General features: G+C 67.8%; 14 protein-coding genes and 2 pseudogenes. 9 read left to right on the top strand and 7 right to left on the bottom strand.

Translation table 11 applies throughout. The features are described 5' to 3' along the window. Positions 1-105: pseudogene (locus tag HWX55_RS21825) on the top strand (IS481 family transposase); the annotation flags it as partial. A gap of 43 nt (positions 106-148) precedes the next feature. After that, positions 149-298: pseudogene (locus tag HWX55_RS21820) on the top strand (TIGR00366 family protein); the annotation flags it as partial. Positions 299-363: 65 nt separating this feature from the next. Here the strand turns inward: HWX55_RS21820 and HWX55_RS21815 are convergent. The 4 genes from HWX55_RS21815 to HWX55_RS21800 all read right to left on the bottom strand — a co-directional run bounded on the left by HWX55_RS21815 (position 364) and on the right by HWX55_RS21800 (position 4,467). Further along, entirely contained in the window at positions 364-1,692 is a 1,329-nt protein-coding gene (locus HWX55_RS21815; RefSeq protein ID WP_175977251.1) for an MFS transporter, read from the bottom strand. A 221-nt stretch (positions 1,693-1,913) separates the two neighbouring features. Next, the gene (locus tag HWX55_RS21810) at positions 1,914-2,846 is read right to left on the bottom strand and encodes a 3-keto-5-aminohexanoate cleavage protein (RefSeq protein WP_175977250.1); all 933 of its coding nucleotides are present in this window, start codon (positions 2,844-2,846) and stop codon (positions 1,914-1,916) included. Positions 2,847-2,881: 35 nt separating this feature from the next. Next, the gene (locus HWX55_RS21805; RefSeq protein ID WP_175977249.1) at positions 2,882-3,688 is read right to left on the bottom strand and encodes an SDR family oxidoreductase; all 807 of its coding nucleotides are present in this window, start codon (positions 3,686-3,688) and stop codon (positions 2,882-2,884) included. 68 nt (positions 3,689-3,756) lie between these two features. Continuing rightward, the gene (locus HWX55_RS21800; protein WP_060219264.1) at positions 3,757-4,467 is read right to left on the bottom strand and encodes a GntR family transcriptional regulator; all 711 of its coding nucleotides are present in this window, start codon (positions 4,465-4,467) and stop codon (positions 3,757-3,759) included. A 289-nt stretch (positions 4,468-4,756) separates the two neighbouring features. Between HWX55_RS21800 and HWX55_RS21795 the strand changes: the two genes are divergently transcribed. After that, positions 4,757-5,209 carry a type VI secretion system amidase immunity protein Tai4 gene (locus HWX55_RS21795; RefSeq protein ID WP_175977257.1) on the top strand — a complete coding sequence of 151 codons (453 nt, stop codon included), beginning with the start codon at positions 4,757-4,759 and terminating at the stop codon, positions 5,207-5,209. A gap of 54 nt (positions 5,210-5,263) precedes the next feature. Here HWX55_RS21795 and HWX55_RS21790 read toward each other — a convergent pair whose 3' ends face one another. Continuing rightward, positions 5,264-6,055: an IclR family transcriptional regulator gene (locus HWX55_RS21790; RefSeq protein WP_175977248.1), complete on the bottom strand. Its 792-nt coding sequence runs from the start codon at positions 6,053-6,055 to the stop codon at positions 5,264-5,266. Between the two features lie 159 nt (positions 6,056-6,214). On the opposite strand from HWX55_RS21790, the gene HWX55_RS21785 reads away from it, so the two are divergent. The 5 genes from HWX55_RS21785 to HWX55_RS21765 all read left to right on the top strand — a co-directional run bounded on the left by HWX55_RS21785 (position 6,215) and on the right by HWX55_RS21765 (position 10,605). Continuing rightward, the gene (locus tag HWX55_RS21785) at positions 6,215-6,991 is read left to right on the top strand and encodes an ABC transporter substrate-binding protein (RefSeq protein WP_124447713.1); all 777 of its coding nucleotides are present in this window, start codon (positions 6,215-6,217) and stop codon (positions 6,989-6,991) included. A gap of 88 nt (positions 6,992-7,079) precedes the next feature. Further along, complete coding sequence (locus HWX55_RS21780) at positions 7,080-7,736, top strand: amino acid ABC transporter permease (protein ID WP_050011016.1); 657 nt, start codon at positions 7,080-7,082, stop codon at positions 7,734-7,736. Then, positions 7,733-8,488, top strand: a complete 756-nt coding sequence (locus tag HWX55_RS21775) for an amino acid ABC transporter ATP-binding protein (RefSeq protein ID WP_175977247.1) — start codon at positions 7,733-7,735, stop codon at positions 8,486-8,488. The genes HWX55_RS21780 and HWX55_RS21775 overlap by 4 nt, the downstream gene beginning before the upstream one ends. Next, a complete protein-coding gene (locus HWX55_RS21770; protein ID WP_175977246.1) occupies positions 8,485-9,795 on the top strand; it encodes an FAD-binding oxidoreductase in 1,311 nt (436 codons plus the stop codon). The genes HWX55_RS21775 and HWX55_RS21770 overlap by 4 nt, the downstream gene beginning before the upstream one ends. Before the next feature lie 78 nt (positions 9,796-9,873). Then, on the top strand, positions 9,874-10,605 hold the full coding sequence (locus HWX55_RS21765) for a class I SAM-dependent methyltransferase (protein ID WP_175977245.1): 732 nt from the start codon (positions 9,874-9,876) through the stop codon (positions 10,603-10,605). A 24-nt stretch (positions 10,606-10,629) separates the two neighbouring features. On the opposite strand, the gene HWX55_RS21760 is transcribed toward HWX55_RS21765, so the two are convergent. Together HWX55_RS21760 and HWX55_RS21755 are read right to left on the bottom strand one after the other, a co-directional pair. Further along, positions 10,630-12,051 (bottom strand): cytochrome c peroxidase, encoded by a 1,422-nt coding sequence (locus tag HWX55_RS21760; protein WP_175977244.1) that lies wholly within the window; start codon positions 12,049-12,051, stop codon positions 10,630-10,632. A 96-nt stretch (positions 12,052-12,147) separates the two neighbouring features. Next, positions 12,148-13,821, bottom strand: a complete 1,674-nt coding sequence (locus tag HWX55_RS21755; RefSeq protein ID WP_175977243.1) for an alkaline phosphatase family protein — start codon at positions 13,819-13,821, stop codon at positions 12,148-12,150. A 400-nt stretch (positions 13,822-14,221) separates the two neighbouring features. Between HWX55_RS21755 and HWX55_RS21750 the strand changes: the two genes are divergently transcribed. Beyond that, a complete protein-coding gene (locus tag HWX55_RS21750) occupies positions 14,222-15,079 on the top strand; it encodes an EamA family transporter (protein ID WP_175977242.1) in 858 nt (285 codons plus the stop codon). Positions 15,080-15,107: the final 28 nt, after the last annotated feature.

The raw sequence follows: 15,107 nt of genomic DNA, 5'->3' as shown, positions 1-15,107 counted from the left end.
CAGCATCACTACAACTGGCATCGAGCTCATAGCGCCATCGGCGGCATTGCGCCGATGGCGAGACTTCCTGCGTCGAGAAACAACCTCTTGACGCTTCACAGCTAGGGCGTGAACACGCCCTCGGGGCAGGCGTTGCCGAAAGAGAATCGGCGAGGCATGGACCAACATGGCGCAGCCGTTCTGGGCGCTGCCCGCGCTGGCGATCGCAGGGCTCGGCGTGCGCGACGTCATGAGGTATTGCGTGACGACGCTGCTGTTCTCGGGCGTCGTGTTCGTCGCTGAGATGTATCTGTTCTGACGGCGTGAGGCCTGAGGCGGGCGGGGCGGAGCCCGCCTCACGCCAGCTTGATTCCCGCCTGCCTTTCAGCCGCGCGACCGCACGTCGGCGCGCTCGTGCCCGTGACGCAACGCGAGGCTCGCGAACGCCGCGACGACGAGCGCGGCCGCGAGCAGCGTCAGCCCGTTCTTCGCATTGCCGGTCGTCTGTTCGATCGCGCCGACGATGGTCGGCCCGACGAAGCCGCCGAGCAAACCACAGGTATTCACGAGCCCGAGCCCGCCGGCCAGCGCGCTGCCCGCGAGCCGCGACGCCGGAAACGTGAACACGATCGACTGCACGACGAAGAACATCGACGCGGCCACGCACACGCAGAGCAGCCCCGCCAACGGCGATGCATGCGCGGCGCCGACCATCCCGGCCGCCATGACCACCAGCCCCGCACACAGCATCCGCCGCGAATGACGCGACTCGCGTGCGAAGCGCGGCAACGTGCCTGCGCCGAGCGCGGCGGCGAGCCAGGGCAGCGACGTCAGCAACCCGACCGCGACCGGCGACAGGCGCCCCGACGCGCCGATGATCCCCGGCAGGAAGAAGATCACCGTGTAGATGGTCAACTGGTGGCAGAAGTACACGAAGATCGCGAGCCAGATCTGCGGATCGCGCAGTGCGGCGCCGAACGCATGGCCGCCGTGCGCGGCGACGCCTGCGTCCTGCTCGGCGGCCAGCTTGCGCTCGAGCGCGCGGCCGGTTTCCGCGGAGAGCCACGGCGCGGCGCTCGGCCGATCCGGCAATCGCGTCCACACGACGAACGCGAGCAGGATCGCCGGAATGCCTTCGACGACGAACAGCCATTGCCAGCCGTGGAAACCGAGCGTGCCGTCGAGCTCGATCAGCGCGCCGGCCAGCGGCCCGCCGACGATATTCGCGATGCACACGCCGAGCAGGAAATAGCCGGTCGCACGCGCACGCTCCTCGCGGCCGAACCAGTACGTCAGATACAGCATCACGCCGGGAAACAGGCCGGCTTCGGCCACGCCGAGCAGCAGCCGCATCACGTAGAACGACGTCTCGCCGCTCACGAACGCCATCGCGACCGACAGCGCGCCCCACGTGATCATGATCCGCGTGATCCAGAAGCGCGCGCCGACGCGATGCATGATCAGGTTGCTCGGGATCTCGAAGAGCGCGTAGGTGAGAAAGAACAGCCCCGCGCCAAGCCCGTACGCGGCCGATGAAATGCCGAGATCGACGCCCATCGAATGTTTGGCGAACGCGATGTTGGTGCGGTCGAGAAAGCTGATCACATACGCGGCGATCAGCAGCGGCATGAGTTTGCGGAACAGCAGCCGGTTCAGCGACGCGTTCGCGTCGGTCGCGGCGGACGACAAGGCCTGGGCGTGATGAGTGGACATGCGGACGACTCCGGTAAGGGCGAACCGGCGCGCACGGCAAGCACGGCGCGCCGCGTTCGGCAAATGCCGCTGCGGCGAGGCAGCGGATGGGCAGTCGACGGAGCCGCGCCGGCGGCGCTCGAACGGAGCGGGGCGATCAAGGGCGTCCTGGCGCCGGCCGGCTCGGGCCGGCGCCTTGTCACTGCGCTTGCGGATTCTCGTGTTGAGGGCGGGCCCGGCGATCAGAAATTCACCGCGTCGCCGCCCTTGAGCGCGAGCATCGCGCGCGCCTCGGCCGGCGTCGCGATCTCGAGCGACAGGCCTTCGAGCACCTGACGCATTTTCAGGACTTGCGCGGCGCTCGATTCCGCGAGCTTGCCGGGCGCGATCCACAACGAATCCTCGAGCCCGACGCGCACGTTCGCGCCTTGCGCGGCGCCGATCGTCGCGAGCGGAATCTGGTTGCGCCCGGCGCCGAGGATCGACCACACGTAATCGCCGCCGAACAGGCGGTCGGCCGTGCGGCGCATGTGCATCAGGTCCTCCGGATGCGCGCCGATCCCGCCGAGCAGGCCGAACACGCTTTGCACGAAGAACGGCGGCTTCGCGAGCCCGCGGTCGACGAAGTGCGCGAGGTTGTACAGATGCGAGATGTCGTAGCACTCGAATTCGAACCGCGTGCCGTTCGCGCCGCAGCGCGTGAGGATCGTCTCGATGTCCGCGAACGTGTTCTTGAACACGAGATCGCGGCTTTTCTCGAGATGTTCGCGCTCCCACGGATGCTTCAGCTCGTGGAAGCGCTCGAGCATCGGGTACAGCCCGAAGTTCATCGAGCCCATGTTCAGCGACGCGACCTCGGGCTGGAAATGCAGCGCCGGCTGCAGCCGTTCGTCGACTGTCATGTGCGGGCTGCCGCCCGACGTGAGGTTGATCACCGCGTCGGTCTGCGCCTTGATGCGCGGCAGGAACTCGGCGAACACGGCCGGATCCTGCGTCGGCTTGCCGTCGGACGGGTTGCGTGCGTGCAGATGCAGGATCGCCGCGCCGGCCTGCGCGGCCGCGACCGCGGCCGTTTCGATTTCGTGCGGCGTCACGGGCAGGTACGGTGACATCGACGGCGTATGGATCGCGCCGGTCGGCGCACAGGTGATGATGACTTTGCGAGCGTTGGCCACGGATGGATTCCTTTCGATGAACGATGCAGGACGCGTCAGAGCACTTCGACGTTGCCGCAGACGGAGATCGCTTGTCCGGTGATCCCGTGCCCGCCCGGCGAGCACAGGAACAGCGCGGTCGCGGCGATTTCGGACGGATCGGTCATGCGCCGCAGCGAGATCTTCTCGAGATAGCGCTTTTCCATTTCGTCGTAGCCGATGCCGAGCTGCTGCGCGCGCGCGTCGATCACGCGGCGCATCCTCGGGCCGCGCACGATGCCGGGCTGGATCACGTTCACGCGGATGCCGAGCGGCCCCAGTTCGATCGCGAGGCTTTTCACGAGGCCGACCACCGCCCATTTGGTCGCTGCATACGGCGTACGGAACGCGTAGCCGAGCCGGCCGGCGACCGACGACAGCGCGATGATCGCGCCGCCGTGTTTCGACTCGCGCAACAGCGGCACCGCGCGGCGCGCGAACTGGAATTGCGCGTTCAGGTTGATCGCGACGGTTTGTTCCCACTGCACGGGGTCGATTTCGTCGATGCCGCCGGTCGGGCCGGCGATGCCCGCGTTGTTGACCAGCACATCGAGGCCGCCGAGCCGGGTCGACACGTCGGCGAACACGCGCTCGACGGCGGCCGGGTCGGATACGTCGGCCAGCGTCGCGCTGATCGCGCCGGCCGCGGCGCGCGGCGGCCGGTCGGCGAGCGCCGCGAGCGCGGCTTGCGACGCGTCGCACACGTGCACGCGCGCGCCGCATTCGGCGAACGCGTCGGCGATTTCGAGACCGATGCCCGACGCGCCGCCCGTCACGAGGACGCGCAGGCCGTCATAGGGTTTCAGCAGGTCGGAAGCTGTCATGCCGGGTTGTCTCCATCGTTGATATCGTTGCGGCCGCTCGCGTGTCGGGCGACCGTCGCAAGCGGCCGCTACGGCTTCGCGTTCACGGTCCGCGGCGTCTGTTCGGCCCGCAGCGTCTCGGCGAGATCGTGCGCGGCGCCGCCGATGTCGAGTGCGATGCCGGCCCGCACGCCCGCGCCGTCGCGCCGTTCAAGCGCATCGACGATCGCGCGGTGCGCATCCATCGAGCGCCGCATGTGCGGGATGTCGAGCGCGACCATGTTGAGGAACGGGCCGACGCGCATCCACAGGTTCTCGACGATCGCGAGCGTGTTTTCGCTCGCGCCGTGCGCGTAGATCGCGCTGTGGAACGCGAAATTGCTTTGCAGGTAGGCGCGCGAGCGGCCGGCCTCGACGTGTGCCTGCATCGTCTCGCAGGTCTTGCGCACGGCCGCGATCTGCGCGTCGGTCATCCGCTCGCACGCGCGCTCGGCGATGCAGCCTTCGAGCGCGATCCGCACGTCGCGCAGTTCGTCGAGCATGTCGAGCGTCATCGGCGGGACGACGAGCGCGCGATTCGGGCCGTCTACCAGCGCGCGTTCGGCGCGCAGCCGCGTGAGCGCGGCACGCACGGGCATCGTCGACGAGCCGACCGCCTCGGCCACGCTGCGCAGGCTCAGCGCCTGGCCGGGCGCGAAGCGGCCGCTCATCAGTGCTTCGCGCAGTTGCTGGTAGACCTTGTCGGCCATCGTTTCCTGTTCGATGGCTTTCAGTGCGGGCGGGACGATACGGGGCGGCAAGGCGGGGCTCCTGGGTTTGATCTGCGATCTGTGATCACACTGGCGATGTGCGAAGTTTTGTCGATCGGCGGAGCCGAGTCAAGGCGAACAGGATCGGGGAAAACCAGGGGGTGGATGGACGAAGAGGCTGTCGGCGACAGTCGGCAATACTTTTCCGCGTCGGGGTTGGACGATCATCGAGGCACGGCTGCGGATGGCGATGGAGGCGACTATCCAGGGGCGCGGCCAAGTTACTTCAACGCACCGGGTGCGCGGTATCGTACCGATCGCGCAAATTTTGGAGCCTGTCATGAGGCGAATCTGGATCGCTGCCGCGTTGGCGTGCATCGCGTTTCAACCGGCGATGGTCGTGGCGAAGGACGTCGCACAAACCTCGCCGGAGGCCGGCTCACGAACTTACCGCCAGACCTTCAAGGACATGGTGCTCGCGGAGTGCCTGGCTACCGCATACAAGCAGGCGCCCGGCGCGAGCAAGGACATCGGCAGCAGCATCGGCGCTTTGCGCGACTGGACCTACTACGACATGGAACGTGCGCCGGACGTCATTCACGCGCTGGTCGCGAAGTATCTGGCCCGTGACTATCGAAATCCGGTTGTCGAATCTGAAGTTAGGGATGTGAAGTTCGACTTCCTGAAGTGCATCGATCTGTATCACGGCAAGGCACTGGACGCTGCGGCGAAGCAACTCGTATCGCGCCCGAACCGTACCTACCGGGACGAGCATCCGCCGAAGCCGCAGTAGCGATCGAACGTCGTTGCGCGATGCAACGCCGCGCCGCATGCCATTTCGCCGCCGCTATTCAAGCGTCCGAATCGAATTGCTGATCCCGCGCGCGCAGTCGATCACCGCCGGCGCGAGCTTGCGACGCGCGTCGTCGAACGTCCAGCGGCTCGTCGGCGCGACCACGTGCACGGCCGCGACCGGCTGCCCCTGGCTGCCGAGCACCGGCGCCGCGATCGACATGTCGCCGATGAACAGTTCTTCCTGGTTGGTCGCATAACCTTCGCGCCGTGCGCTGTCGAGCAGCGCGACGAGATCGTCGAGCGCCGTGACCGTGCGCGGCGTATGCGGCGTGCGCGCCATGCCGTCGAGCCGCACACGCGCATCGTCCGGCGGCAACGCGCTCAGGAACGCGCGCCCGGAGCCGGTGCAGTACATCGGGATACGGCTGCCGATCGGCATGTGGATCGGCACGAACTTGGTCGACACGAAGCGCGCGACGTACACCATTTCATCCTCGTCCGGCTCGGTGAGGTTGGTGGTTTCGCCGGTCAGGTTCGTGAGCTCGGACAGGAACGGATTCGCGACGTCGATCAACGTATCGGCCGCCAGATAGTTGAAGCCGATCCGCATCACGTGCGGCGTGAGCTGGTAGCGCCGCGTGACCGGATGCTTGCGGATGTAGCCGAGCTTCTCGAGCGTATAGACCATCCGCTGCGCGGAGCTTTTCGTCATCCCCGCCGCGTCGGCCACTTCCGCCAGCGTCATCGTGCGCCGCTTCGCGCTGAACGCGCGCAGCACGTTCAATCCTTTTTCCAGCGACTGGTTGAACAGCAGATCGTTTGCTTGGTCGGGTGACGTATCCATGGCGAAGGGCGGAATCGATTCGATATCGCATCATAGCGTATCGAATATCGATACACAAAAATCTATTTGCGATGTTTTTGATTCGTTTTAAGATCAAGCCATCGTCGCAGTGTCGATCAGCGACCGGCCGGCGCCCGGATTATTCGAGAAGGAGTCACCATGGTTCCGTTCATCAAGCGGTTCGGCGCGCTGGCCGCCGGTTTTGCCACCTGTATCGCACTCTCCACGGCATCGGCGGGCGCCGTTGCCGCCGAGCCGACGCTGAAGGTCGGCGCGACGGCCACCGGCGTGCCGTTCACGTTTCTCGACGTCAAGAGCAATTCGATCCAGGGGATGATGGTCGATGCGATCACCGCGGCCGGGAAGTCGGCCGGGTTTCGCGTCGACGTGCAGCAGACCGTGTTTTCCGCGCTGATCCCGTCGCTCACCACGCAGAAGATCGACATCATTTCGGCCGCGATGCTGAAGACGCCCGCGCGCCAGCAGGTCGTCGATTTCTCCGACACCGTCTACTCGTTCGGCGAAGGCCTGATCGTGAAGGCCGACGATCCGGGCCGCTATACGTCGATGGACGATTTCAAGGACCAGGTGGTCGGCGCGCAGGTCGGCACGGCGTTCGTCGATGCGCTCAACAAGAAGGGCATCTTCAAGGAAGTCCGGACCTACGATTCGATCGCCGACATCATGCGCGACGTCGCGCTCGGGCGCATCAAGGCCGGCTTCGCCGACCAGCCGATCGTCGCGTACCAGATCGAGCACGGCGTCAATCGGCAGGTGCGGCTCGTGCCCGAATACCAGAGCGTCGTGAAGGGGCAGGTGTGCTTCATCGTGCGCAAGGGCGACACCGCGACGCTCGAACAGCTCAACGGCGCGATCCGCAAGATGAAGACCGACGGCACGCTGCAGCAGATCCTGCAGAAGTGGCACATGAGCTGAGCGTCGTCGCTCGATTCCCGACCGGCATCGCCCGCGCGTCGCGGGCATCCCCAGCGGTGGCCCGTCCGGCTGCCGCATAGGAGATCTCATGTTTTTTCAGAACGCGATCGATTTCCTGCCGATCCTGCTGAAGGGCGCGGTGGTCACGATCGAGATCACCGCTTGCGCATTCGTGCTCAGCTCGGTGCTCGGACTGATCCTCGCGCTGCTGAAGGTGTCGCGCAATCGTGCCGTGTCGACCGCCGGCAGCACGATCGTCAACGTGATCCGCGGGCTGCCGATCATCGTGCAGCTGTTCTACATGTACTTCGTGCTACCTGATCTCGGCATACAACTGTCGGCGTTCCAGGCCGGCGTGCTCGGCCTCGGCATCGCGTATTCGGCGTATCAGGCCGAGAACTTCCGCGCGGGCATCGAGGCGATCGACCGCGGCCAGATCGAAGCCGCGCACGCGATCGGCATGCGCGGCCCGATGATCATGCGACGCGTGGTGCTGCCGCAGGCGTTCCGCATCGCGTTGCCGCCGTACGGCAACACGCTGGTGATGCTGCTGAAGGATTCGTCGGTCGCGTCGACGATCACGGTCGCGGAAATCACGCGCGCCGGCCAGTTGATCGCGTCGTCGACGTTCCAGAACATGAGCGTCTACACACTCGTCGCGCTGCTGTATCTCGCGCTCGGCCTGCCGCTGATGTTCGGCGTGAACCGGCTCGGCAAGCGGCTCGCACTGAGGAGGGGCGCATGATCCGGATCGATTCGATACATAAGCGGTTTCAGCAGCACGCGGTGCTGAAGGGCGTGAGCCTCGACGTGCAGGCGGGCGAAGTCGTGTGCCTGATCGGGCCGTCCGGTTCCGGCAAGTCGACCGTGCTGCGCTGTATCAACGGCTTCGAGACGTACGACGAAGGGTCGATCACGATCGACGGCGTGAAGGTCGACGCGCATTCGAAACGGATCCACGAACTGCGGATGCGGGTCGGCATGGTGTTCCAGCGTTTCAACCTGTTCGCGCACCGCACGGCGCTCGAGAACGTGATGGAAGGGCCGGTGCATGTGCGGCGCATGCCGGCCGCGCAAGCACGCGAGCAGGCCCGCGCGCTCCTCGACAAGGTCGGGCTCTCGCACCGGATGAATGCGTATCCGTCGGAACTGTCGGGCGGACAGCAGCAGCGCGTCGCGATCGCACGCGCGCTTGCAATGGAGCCGCAGGCGATCCTGTTCGACGAGCCGACGTCGGCGCTCGATCCCGAACTCGTCGGCGAAGTGCTCGGCGTGATGCGCGGGCTCGCGCGCGACGGGATGACCATGGTGGTCGTCACGCACGAAATGGCATTCGCCCGCGAGGTGGCCGATCGCGTGTGCTTCCTGCACGACGGCACCATCTGCGAAAGCGGGCCGGCGCGCGACGTGCTCACGCAGCCGACCCATCCCCGCACGCAGGAATTCCTGCGCCGCCTGCTGGCGTCGGACGGCGCCGACCACCCGGATCGAACATGAGCGCAACGCACGCGGCACCCGGATGGCCCGACTCGCCGTGGCCCGATTCGCTGTGGGCGGCGACTGCCGCGCCGGCGGCCGATACGCCCGCCCTCGACGCGTCCGTGTCGTGCGACGTGGCGATCGTCGGCGCCGGCTTCACGGGCCTGTCGACCGCACTTCACCTGGCCGAACGCGGCGTGAACGTCCGCGTGATCGACGGCGCGCAGCCGGGCTGGGGCGCATCGGGCCGTAACGGCGGGCAGGTGATTCCCGGGCTGAAATACGACCCGGACGAACTGGTCCGCCGATTCGGCGACGAGACCGGCGAGCAACTTGCCGGCATCGTCGGCGGCGCGGCCGATACCGTGTTCGACCTGATCGCGCGGCACGGAATCGACTGCGATGCGCGTCGCCACGGCTGGATCCAGCCGGCGCCGACCGCCGCGATGCTCGACACGGTCGCGCGCCGTGCGCAGCAGTGGGCCGCGCGCGGCGCGCCGGTCGACGTGCTTGGCCGCGACGACGTCGCGCGGCGGCTCGGCACGCCGGCGTATGCGGGCGGCTGGATCGATCGCCGCGCGGGCAGCGTGCAGCCGCTCAGCTATACGCGCGGCCTCGTGCGCGCCGTGCAGGCGAGCGGGGCGGTCGTGCACGGCTTGACCCGCGCCGTCGGGCTGACGCGCGCCGACGGCCGCTGGCGGATCGCGACGTCCGGCGGCGCGACGCTGTCGGCCGAGCGCGTCGTGATCGCGACCAACGGCTACACGGACGGGCTGTGGCCCGGCTTGCGTCAGTCGGTGATCGCCGCGAACAGCTTCATCGTCGCGACGGAACCGCTCGCGCCGGCGCTCGGTCGCGACATCCTTGCCGGCGGCGAGGTCGCATCGGATGCGCGGCGTCTGCTGCTGTACTTCCGCCGCGACGCGGCCGGGCGCCTGTTGATGGGCGGCCGCGGCCCGTTCGCCGACCCGCGCGCGCCGAGCGACTGGCGTCATCTCGAACGCGCGACGACGCTGTTGTATCCGCAATTGAAGGGCATCCGGTTCGAATACCGTTGGGCGGGGCGCGTCGCGATCACCGCGGATTTCCTGCCGCACGTGCACGAGCCCGCGCCGGGCGTGACGATCGCGCTCGGCTACAACGGCCGCGGCATCGCGATGGCGACGACGCTCGGCAAGCATCTGGCCGCGCATCTATCGGGCGATGCGCAACTGCCGCTGCCGTTCCGGGTCACGCCGATCCGGCCGATCCCGTTGCACGGGCTGCAGCGCTTCTATATCGCGGCCGGCGTCGCGTGGTATCGCTTGCTCGACAGCCTGTCCTGACGCAGGTGTGACGGCAGTCGCCATTCGTCGTCCGATCGGGCAGAATCGGCCTGCCCAGTGTCGACCGACGGATGCCGCATGACCGAACCGAACGAATCACCCGGCCGCCGCGCGTACGCGAGCTTCGCGCAACGCTATGCGGATATCGCGCCGACGAAGGCGCACAACGCGCTCTACGAGCGACCGGCAACGATGGCGCTAATCGGCGACGTCGACGGCCTCACGGTGCTCGACGCCGGTTGCGGGCCCGGCATCGGCAGCGCGCATCTCGCCGGTCACGGCGCGACCGTGCATGCGTTCGACGTGACGCCGGAGATGGTTGCGCTCGCAAGAACGCGCTGCGCGGGCCTGCCGGTCGACGTCAGGGAAGGCGATCTCGAAGCGCCGCTCGCGTGGCTGCCCGACGCGTCGGTCGACAAGGTGCTGTGCTCGCTCGCGCTCGACTACGTGCGCGATCTCGCGCCGACGCTGCGCGAATTCCGGCGCGTCGCGCGTCGGGGAGGAACGCTCGTGTTCTCGATGGCGCATCCGATGCGCGACTGGATGGACGAACGCACGCGCGGCGACGGCACGTACTTCGACACGTCGCGCTTCGGTTTTCACTGGTCGGGGTTCGGCGAACCGAGGCCCTACGTCGAAGCGTGGCGGCGGCCGCTCGCCGACATCCTGAACGCGGTCGCCGACGGCGGCTGGCGGCTCGACCGCTTCGTCGAACCGACGCCGCTGCCGGAGATGAAAGCCGTATCCGAACGGCTTCATGCGGAGCTGTCGCTGGCGCCGGCCTTCCTGTGCATCCGCGCGCGCTGCTGATGCGGCGCGGCGCGCGGCCGGCGCTCAGTGCTGCGCGGGCACGTCCGTCAGCGTGCCGAGAAACGCTTCGATATCCTTGATGTCCTGCGCGGTCATCGCAGGCTTGTCGCCCGGCTTGCGATCGAACGGCGCGTCCGTCACGTCGACGTTCGCGCGATATTTCGGCGGAATGTCGTCGTATTCGTCGACCTTGCCGTCCGCACCGCGCGCATAGAACTTCTGCGGCGAAATGCTGCGCTCGTTGTAGAACGCCATCACCTGATCGAGCGTGTGGAACACGCCGTTGTGGAAGAACACGTGGCGCGTCGCCGAATTGCGCAGCGTCGGCGTCAGGAACATCCCGCAATACTGCGTCTGGTCCTTCAGGTCGTCGCGGAACGGCCCGCACACGCCGAGATCGTAGAACGCCGGGTTGCGGTTCTGCGCGAGCGCCCGGTTGCGCGGCGCGCCGAGCGCCTCGTACTGGTAATCGGTAAACATCGGCGGCAGCCCGTCCTTGCCGGGTTTCGACAGGTGGCAGCCCGCGCAATTCGCCTTGTCCGGATCGTTGAACAGGCGCAGCCCGCGCAGTTCGGCCTGCGTGAGGCGTGCGCGGCCTTCGAGCCAGCGGTCGTACTTGCTGTCGTACGGATGAAACGATGGATCCTCGACCTGATAGCGCGCGATCGCGAACATCGCCTCCGACACCGCGAGCTGCGGGGTGGAGAACACGCGAGGCCCGAACAACTGCTCGAACTGCGCGCGATGCGACGACTGCGCGAGCTTGCGGGCGACATCGTCGACGCTCGCGTTCGCCATCTCGACCGGATTCAACAGCGGGCCGAACGCCTGCTGCTGCAATGTATCGGCGCGGCCGTCCCAGAACATCCCGCCCTGCGGCACGAGCTGCGGCGCGGCCGACGTGCCGGCCACCTTCTGCGCCTTGACGACGCCGGCCGCCGCCGTCGCCTGCTGCGCGACGCTGGGCGCCGCGTCGTTCTCGCCGGCATCGGGGCCGATGCTGAAGTTCGGCTGGCGGTACAGGTACATCAGCGACGGCGGCGGACGATAGCCCTGCTGCGTCATCGCGAGGCCGCCCGGCTGCACGTCGAGCGCATTCGGCGGGCCGTACGCGTGGTCGGGGCTGTGGCACGACGCGCACGACTGCTTGCCCGACGCCGACAGCGACGGATCGTTGAACAACGCGCGCCCGAGCTGCGCGACCGCCGACAGCGGCTGCGCGGCGGGCCGCTGCAGCACGACCGGATGCGGGTTCGCGCCGGTCCAGTCGGCGACCACGGTGCCGATCGCCGTCGGCACCCGCGCGGGAAACGCGACGGCGAACGCGCCATAACCGAGCACGGCCGCGCCGAGCGCGAACGCCGCGCGGCGCAGCAGGCGGGAAGGGGCGCGCGGCGCGGGCGTGCCGGCGGCATCGGGAGACGGAAACGCGGGGCGAGCTGTCATGCTGTCGGTCGAAAAAACGGGCGTCGCACGAAGCGACGCGTTGAAATGGAAACGGCCGGCGCGTGATGCGCCGGCCATGCGGTCAGGCCGTGACGGTCAGATCGCCGGGGCCGCGCTCAATGCGGTGCCGAGCGTCGGGTCGAGATACAGCGGCGTCGTGTTCGGCTTCGACGTGAAGTCGAACAGGTTGCGCAGGTCGCCGGCCGTCGCATCGAACGAACCGCCGCCGATACGCTGGCCGCCGAGCCAGTTGTCCTCGATGAAGCGCACGACGGACGCCTGGTCGAGCATCGTGTGATCGACGTAGTTCTGCTTTGCGTACGGCGAGATCACGACGAGCGGAATGCGTACGCCCGGGCCGCAGCGGCCGTTCACGGTCGCGCCGTTCACGCCGGTGGTGCCGCCCGTGCCGCACTTGCCGGCGCCGTTGAGCTGGTCGACCGGGTCCGACGACGCGTGCGTCGGCGGCGTGTGCACGTGGTCGTACCAGCCGTCCGAGTCGTCATAGGTGACGATCACGGCCGTGTTCTGCCAGTCCGGCTGCTGCTGCAGGAAGTTGACGACCTTCGTCACGAACGCCTGCTCGTCGAGCGGATCCGAGTAGCCCGCGTGCCCGTCCTGCGCGGCCGGCGCCTTCAGGTAGCTGACCGACGGGAAGTTGCCGGCCTTCACGGCGGCGAAGAAGTCGTCCGTGTCGTACTGGTGGTTCGCCGGCTCGGCCGTCTTGCCGTCGGTCTCGACGCTCGAGCCGATCGCCGCAATCGAACTCGGGCGCGTGTGTTGCGGGTTCGCGGTCGACGCGTAGTACTGGAACCAGTTGTGGTGCGGGATGTAGTCGGCCGTCGCGGCATTCACGGCGGTCGCGACCGTGCTGCGCGCGCAGCCCGTCGTGCCGTTGCCGTTCGTCGTCGACAGGTTGAAGCCGCCCATGAAGCCGCCCCACGTGATCTTCGCGGCGTTCAGCAGGTCGCCGATGTTCTTGCCGGTCATCATCGCCTGGTCGGTCGTGCTCGAACACACGTCGAAGCCCGGGTCGACGTCGTTGATCATCGTGAGGCCGCCCTGGCCGTCATTGATGTAGTACGAGGTCGCGGCGAGCGTCGACGGCTGCTTCGACGTCTTGACGATCTGCATCCCGTTGGTCTGTCCCGCGACGACGTTCAGCGCGCCCGGCGTCGACGGGCCGTAGACCGTCGTGAACGTGTTGTCGCTCATCGCGAAGCGCTGTGCGTAGTTCCACAGCGCGGTCACCGTGTTGCCGTCGAAGTAACCCATCACCTGGCCCTTCGTGCCGAATGCGCCGGCGCCGCCGGACGAGCCCTTGCCGGTGTATTTCGGGAATAGATCCGCAAGACCGTTGTCCTCGGCCTGCTGTTCGGCCGTGTACGCGTGGTTCTGGTCGGCGGTCGCGGCCTGCGTGCGGTCGAGACGGAACGGGTTCGCCGCGTCGGTGCCGTTGGCCGTGTTCGTGAAGTTCGGGTTCGCGGTGAGCAGCGTGCCCGTCAGGCCGTTGGACGTCGGCGTGCCGGACTTCGCGGTGAACGCCGGTTCGCCCGACGGGTTCGTCGCGTTCGGATAGGTGCCGAAGTAGTGGTCGAACGAGATGTTTTCGCCGTAGATCACGACGACGTGCTTGATCGGCGTGGCGGTCTGCAGCGCATCCCGCGACGACACGGCGGCCGTCGGCGTGGAATCGTCGCTGCCGCCACAGGCGAACAGCGCCAGCGCTGCGGCGGCGCAGGCGGTGACGAGCAAGGCTTGACGGAACATCGGGAAACTCCAGGGTAAGGTCTTCGATGGTGGAGAACGGCCCCGTCGCCGTGTCGGTTCGGCGCAGGGCTCGTGAGGGAGCACGCGCATTGGAACAGCCGCGTATGAAAATATGGGGACGGAGTGTTTTCGCGACGGTTGCGCTCCGGTATCGGTTTCATTACGGTGCGGCGCGAGGCGAAAGAGAACGGAAAGGGGCGGCCGCCTGCAATCTCCGCGTCACATGTCGCGGCTTGGCGGCTGCTTGCGGCGCAAGCGGTGCGGGCGGGCGATGGAGAGCCGGCGGCCGGATCGTTGACGGCGCGCCGTGCGTCGCTTTTTTGACAATCCGGTGACGCATTCCTACGATGGACGCCGGCCGCGCACCGCGCGGCCTCCGACCCGTCAGCGAGGTTTCAGCGTGCCGATCCCCGTTCTGTTTTCCGTTCTGTGCGCGGCATTCCTGCATGCGTCATGGAATGCGCTGGTGCGCAGCAGCGGCGACCGGCTGCGCTCGGCCACGGTGCTGCAGATCGCGATCGGGCTGTTCGCGCTGCTGTTCCTGCCGACTGCCGCGCCGATCGCGCCGGCGAGCTGGCTCTGCGTCGTCGCGTCGGCCGTGATCCACGTCGTCTATACGCTGCTGCTCGTCCGTGCGTACGAGCACGGCGACCTGAGCGTCGCGTACCCGGTCGCGCGCGGCACGGCGCCGCTGCTCGTCACGCTCGGCGCGGCGGCGTTCGCGGGCGAGCGCCTGAACCTCGGCGCGCAAGGCGGGCTCGTGCTGATCTGCGCGGGCATCATGGCGATCGGGCTGGAGCGCGGACGCGGCGCGAAACACCGGATGACGCAGGTGCTGCCGATCGCGTTCGCGACCGGCGTGTCGATCGCGGCGTATAGCGTGGTGGACGGGATCGGTGTGCGCGAGAGCGGCAGCACGGTCGGCTATACCGCGTGGATGTTCGTGCTGACGGGCGCGATGATGGCCGCGTACTACCGGCTGCGGGCGGGGCCGTTGCGGTTGACGCAGGAGGTTGGCGAGACGGCGAAGGCCGCCTGCGGCGGCGTGTTCGCGGCGCTCGCGTACGGCATCGTGATCTGGGCGATGGATCGCGCGCCGATGGGCCCGGTGTCGGCGCTGCGGGAAACGAGCGTGGTATTCGCGGCGCTGATTGCGCGCGTGTATCTCGGCGAGCGGCTGACGCCGCGTCGGGCGGCAGGGCGTCTGGTGATCGCTTGCGGGGCGTTGTTGATCAGTGCGTTCGAGGTGGTGCGGTGAGCGCGTCAGCCTGATGCGCGTCGGGCGG

Source organism: Burkholderia sp. BCC1047, assembly GCF_902833155.1.
GTDB lineage: Bacteria > Pseudomonadota > Gammaproteobacteria > Burkholderiales > Burkholderiaceae > Burkholderia > Burkholderia sola.
Note: the sequence above shows the minus strand (reverse complement) of the source record. Positions and strands in the feature narration are given on the sequence as shown.

Excerpts from the sequence above, each read along its gene's own strand:
- HWX55_RS21775 (WP_175977247.1), top strand. The coding sequence starts at position 7,733 with ATGATCCGGATCGATTCGATACATAAGCGGTTTCAGCAGCACGCGGTG.
- HWX55_RS21815 (WP_175977251.1), bottom strand. The coding sequence starts at position 1,692 with ATGTCCACTCATCACGCCCAGGCCTTGTCGTCCGCCGCGACCGACGCG.
- HWX55_RS21785 (WP_124447713.1), top strand. The coding sequence starts at position 6,215 with ATGGTTCCGTTCATCAAGCGGTTCGGCGCGCTGGCCGCCGGTTTTGCC.
- HWX55_RS21755 (WP_175977243.1), bottom strand. The coding sequence starts at position 13,821 with ATGTTCCGTCAAGCCTTGCTCGTCACCGCCTGCGCCGCCGCAGCGCTG.
- HWX55_RS21790 (WP_175977248.1), bottom strand. The coding sequence starts at position 6,055 with ATGGATACGTCACCCGACCAAGCAAACGATCTGCTGTTCAACCAGTCG.
- HWX55_RS21780 (WP_050011016.1), top strand. The coding sequence starts at position 7,080 with ATGTTTTTTCAGAACGCGATCGATTTCCTGCCGATCCTGCTGAAGGGC.
- HWX55_RS21760 (WP_175977244.1), bottom strand. The coding sequence starts at position 12,051 with ATGACAGCTCGCCCCGCGTTTCCGTCTCCCGATGCCGCCGGCACGCCC.
- HWX55_RS21770 (WP_175977246.1), top strand. The coding sequence starts at position 8,485 with ATGAGCGCAACGCACGCGGCACCCGGATGGCCCGACTCGCCGTGGCCC.
- HWX55_RS21805 (WP_175977249.1), bottom strand. The coding sequence starts at position 3,688 with ATGACAGCTTCCGACCTGCTGAAACCCTATGACGGCCTGCGCGTCCTC.
- HWX55_RS21795 (WP_175977257.1), top strand. The coding sequence starts at position 4,757 with ATGAGGCGAATCTGGATCGCTGCCGCGTTGGCGTGCATCGCGTTTCAA.
- HWX55_RS21765 (WP_175977245.1), top strand. The coding sequence starts at position 9,874 with ATGACCGAACCGAACGAATCACCCGGCCGCCGCGCGTACGCGAGCTTC.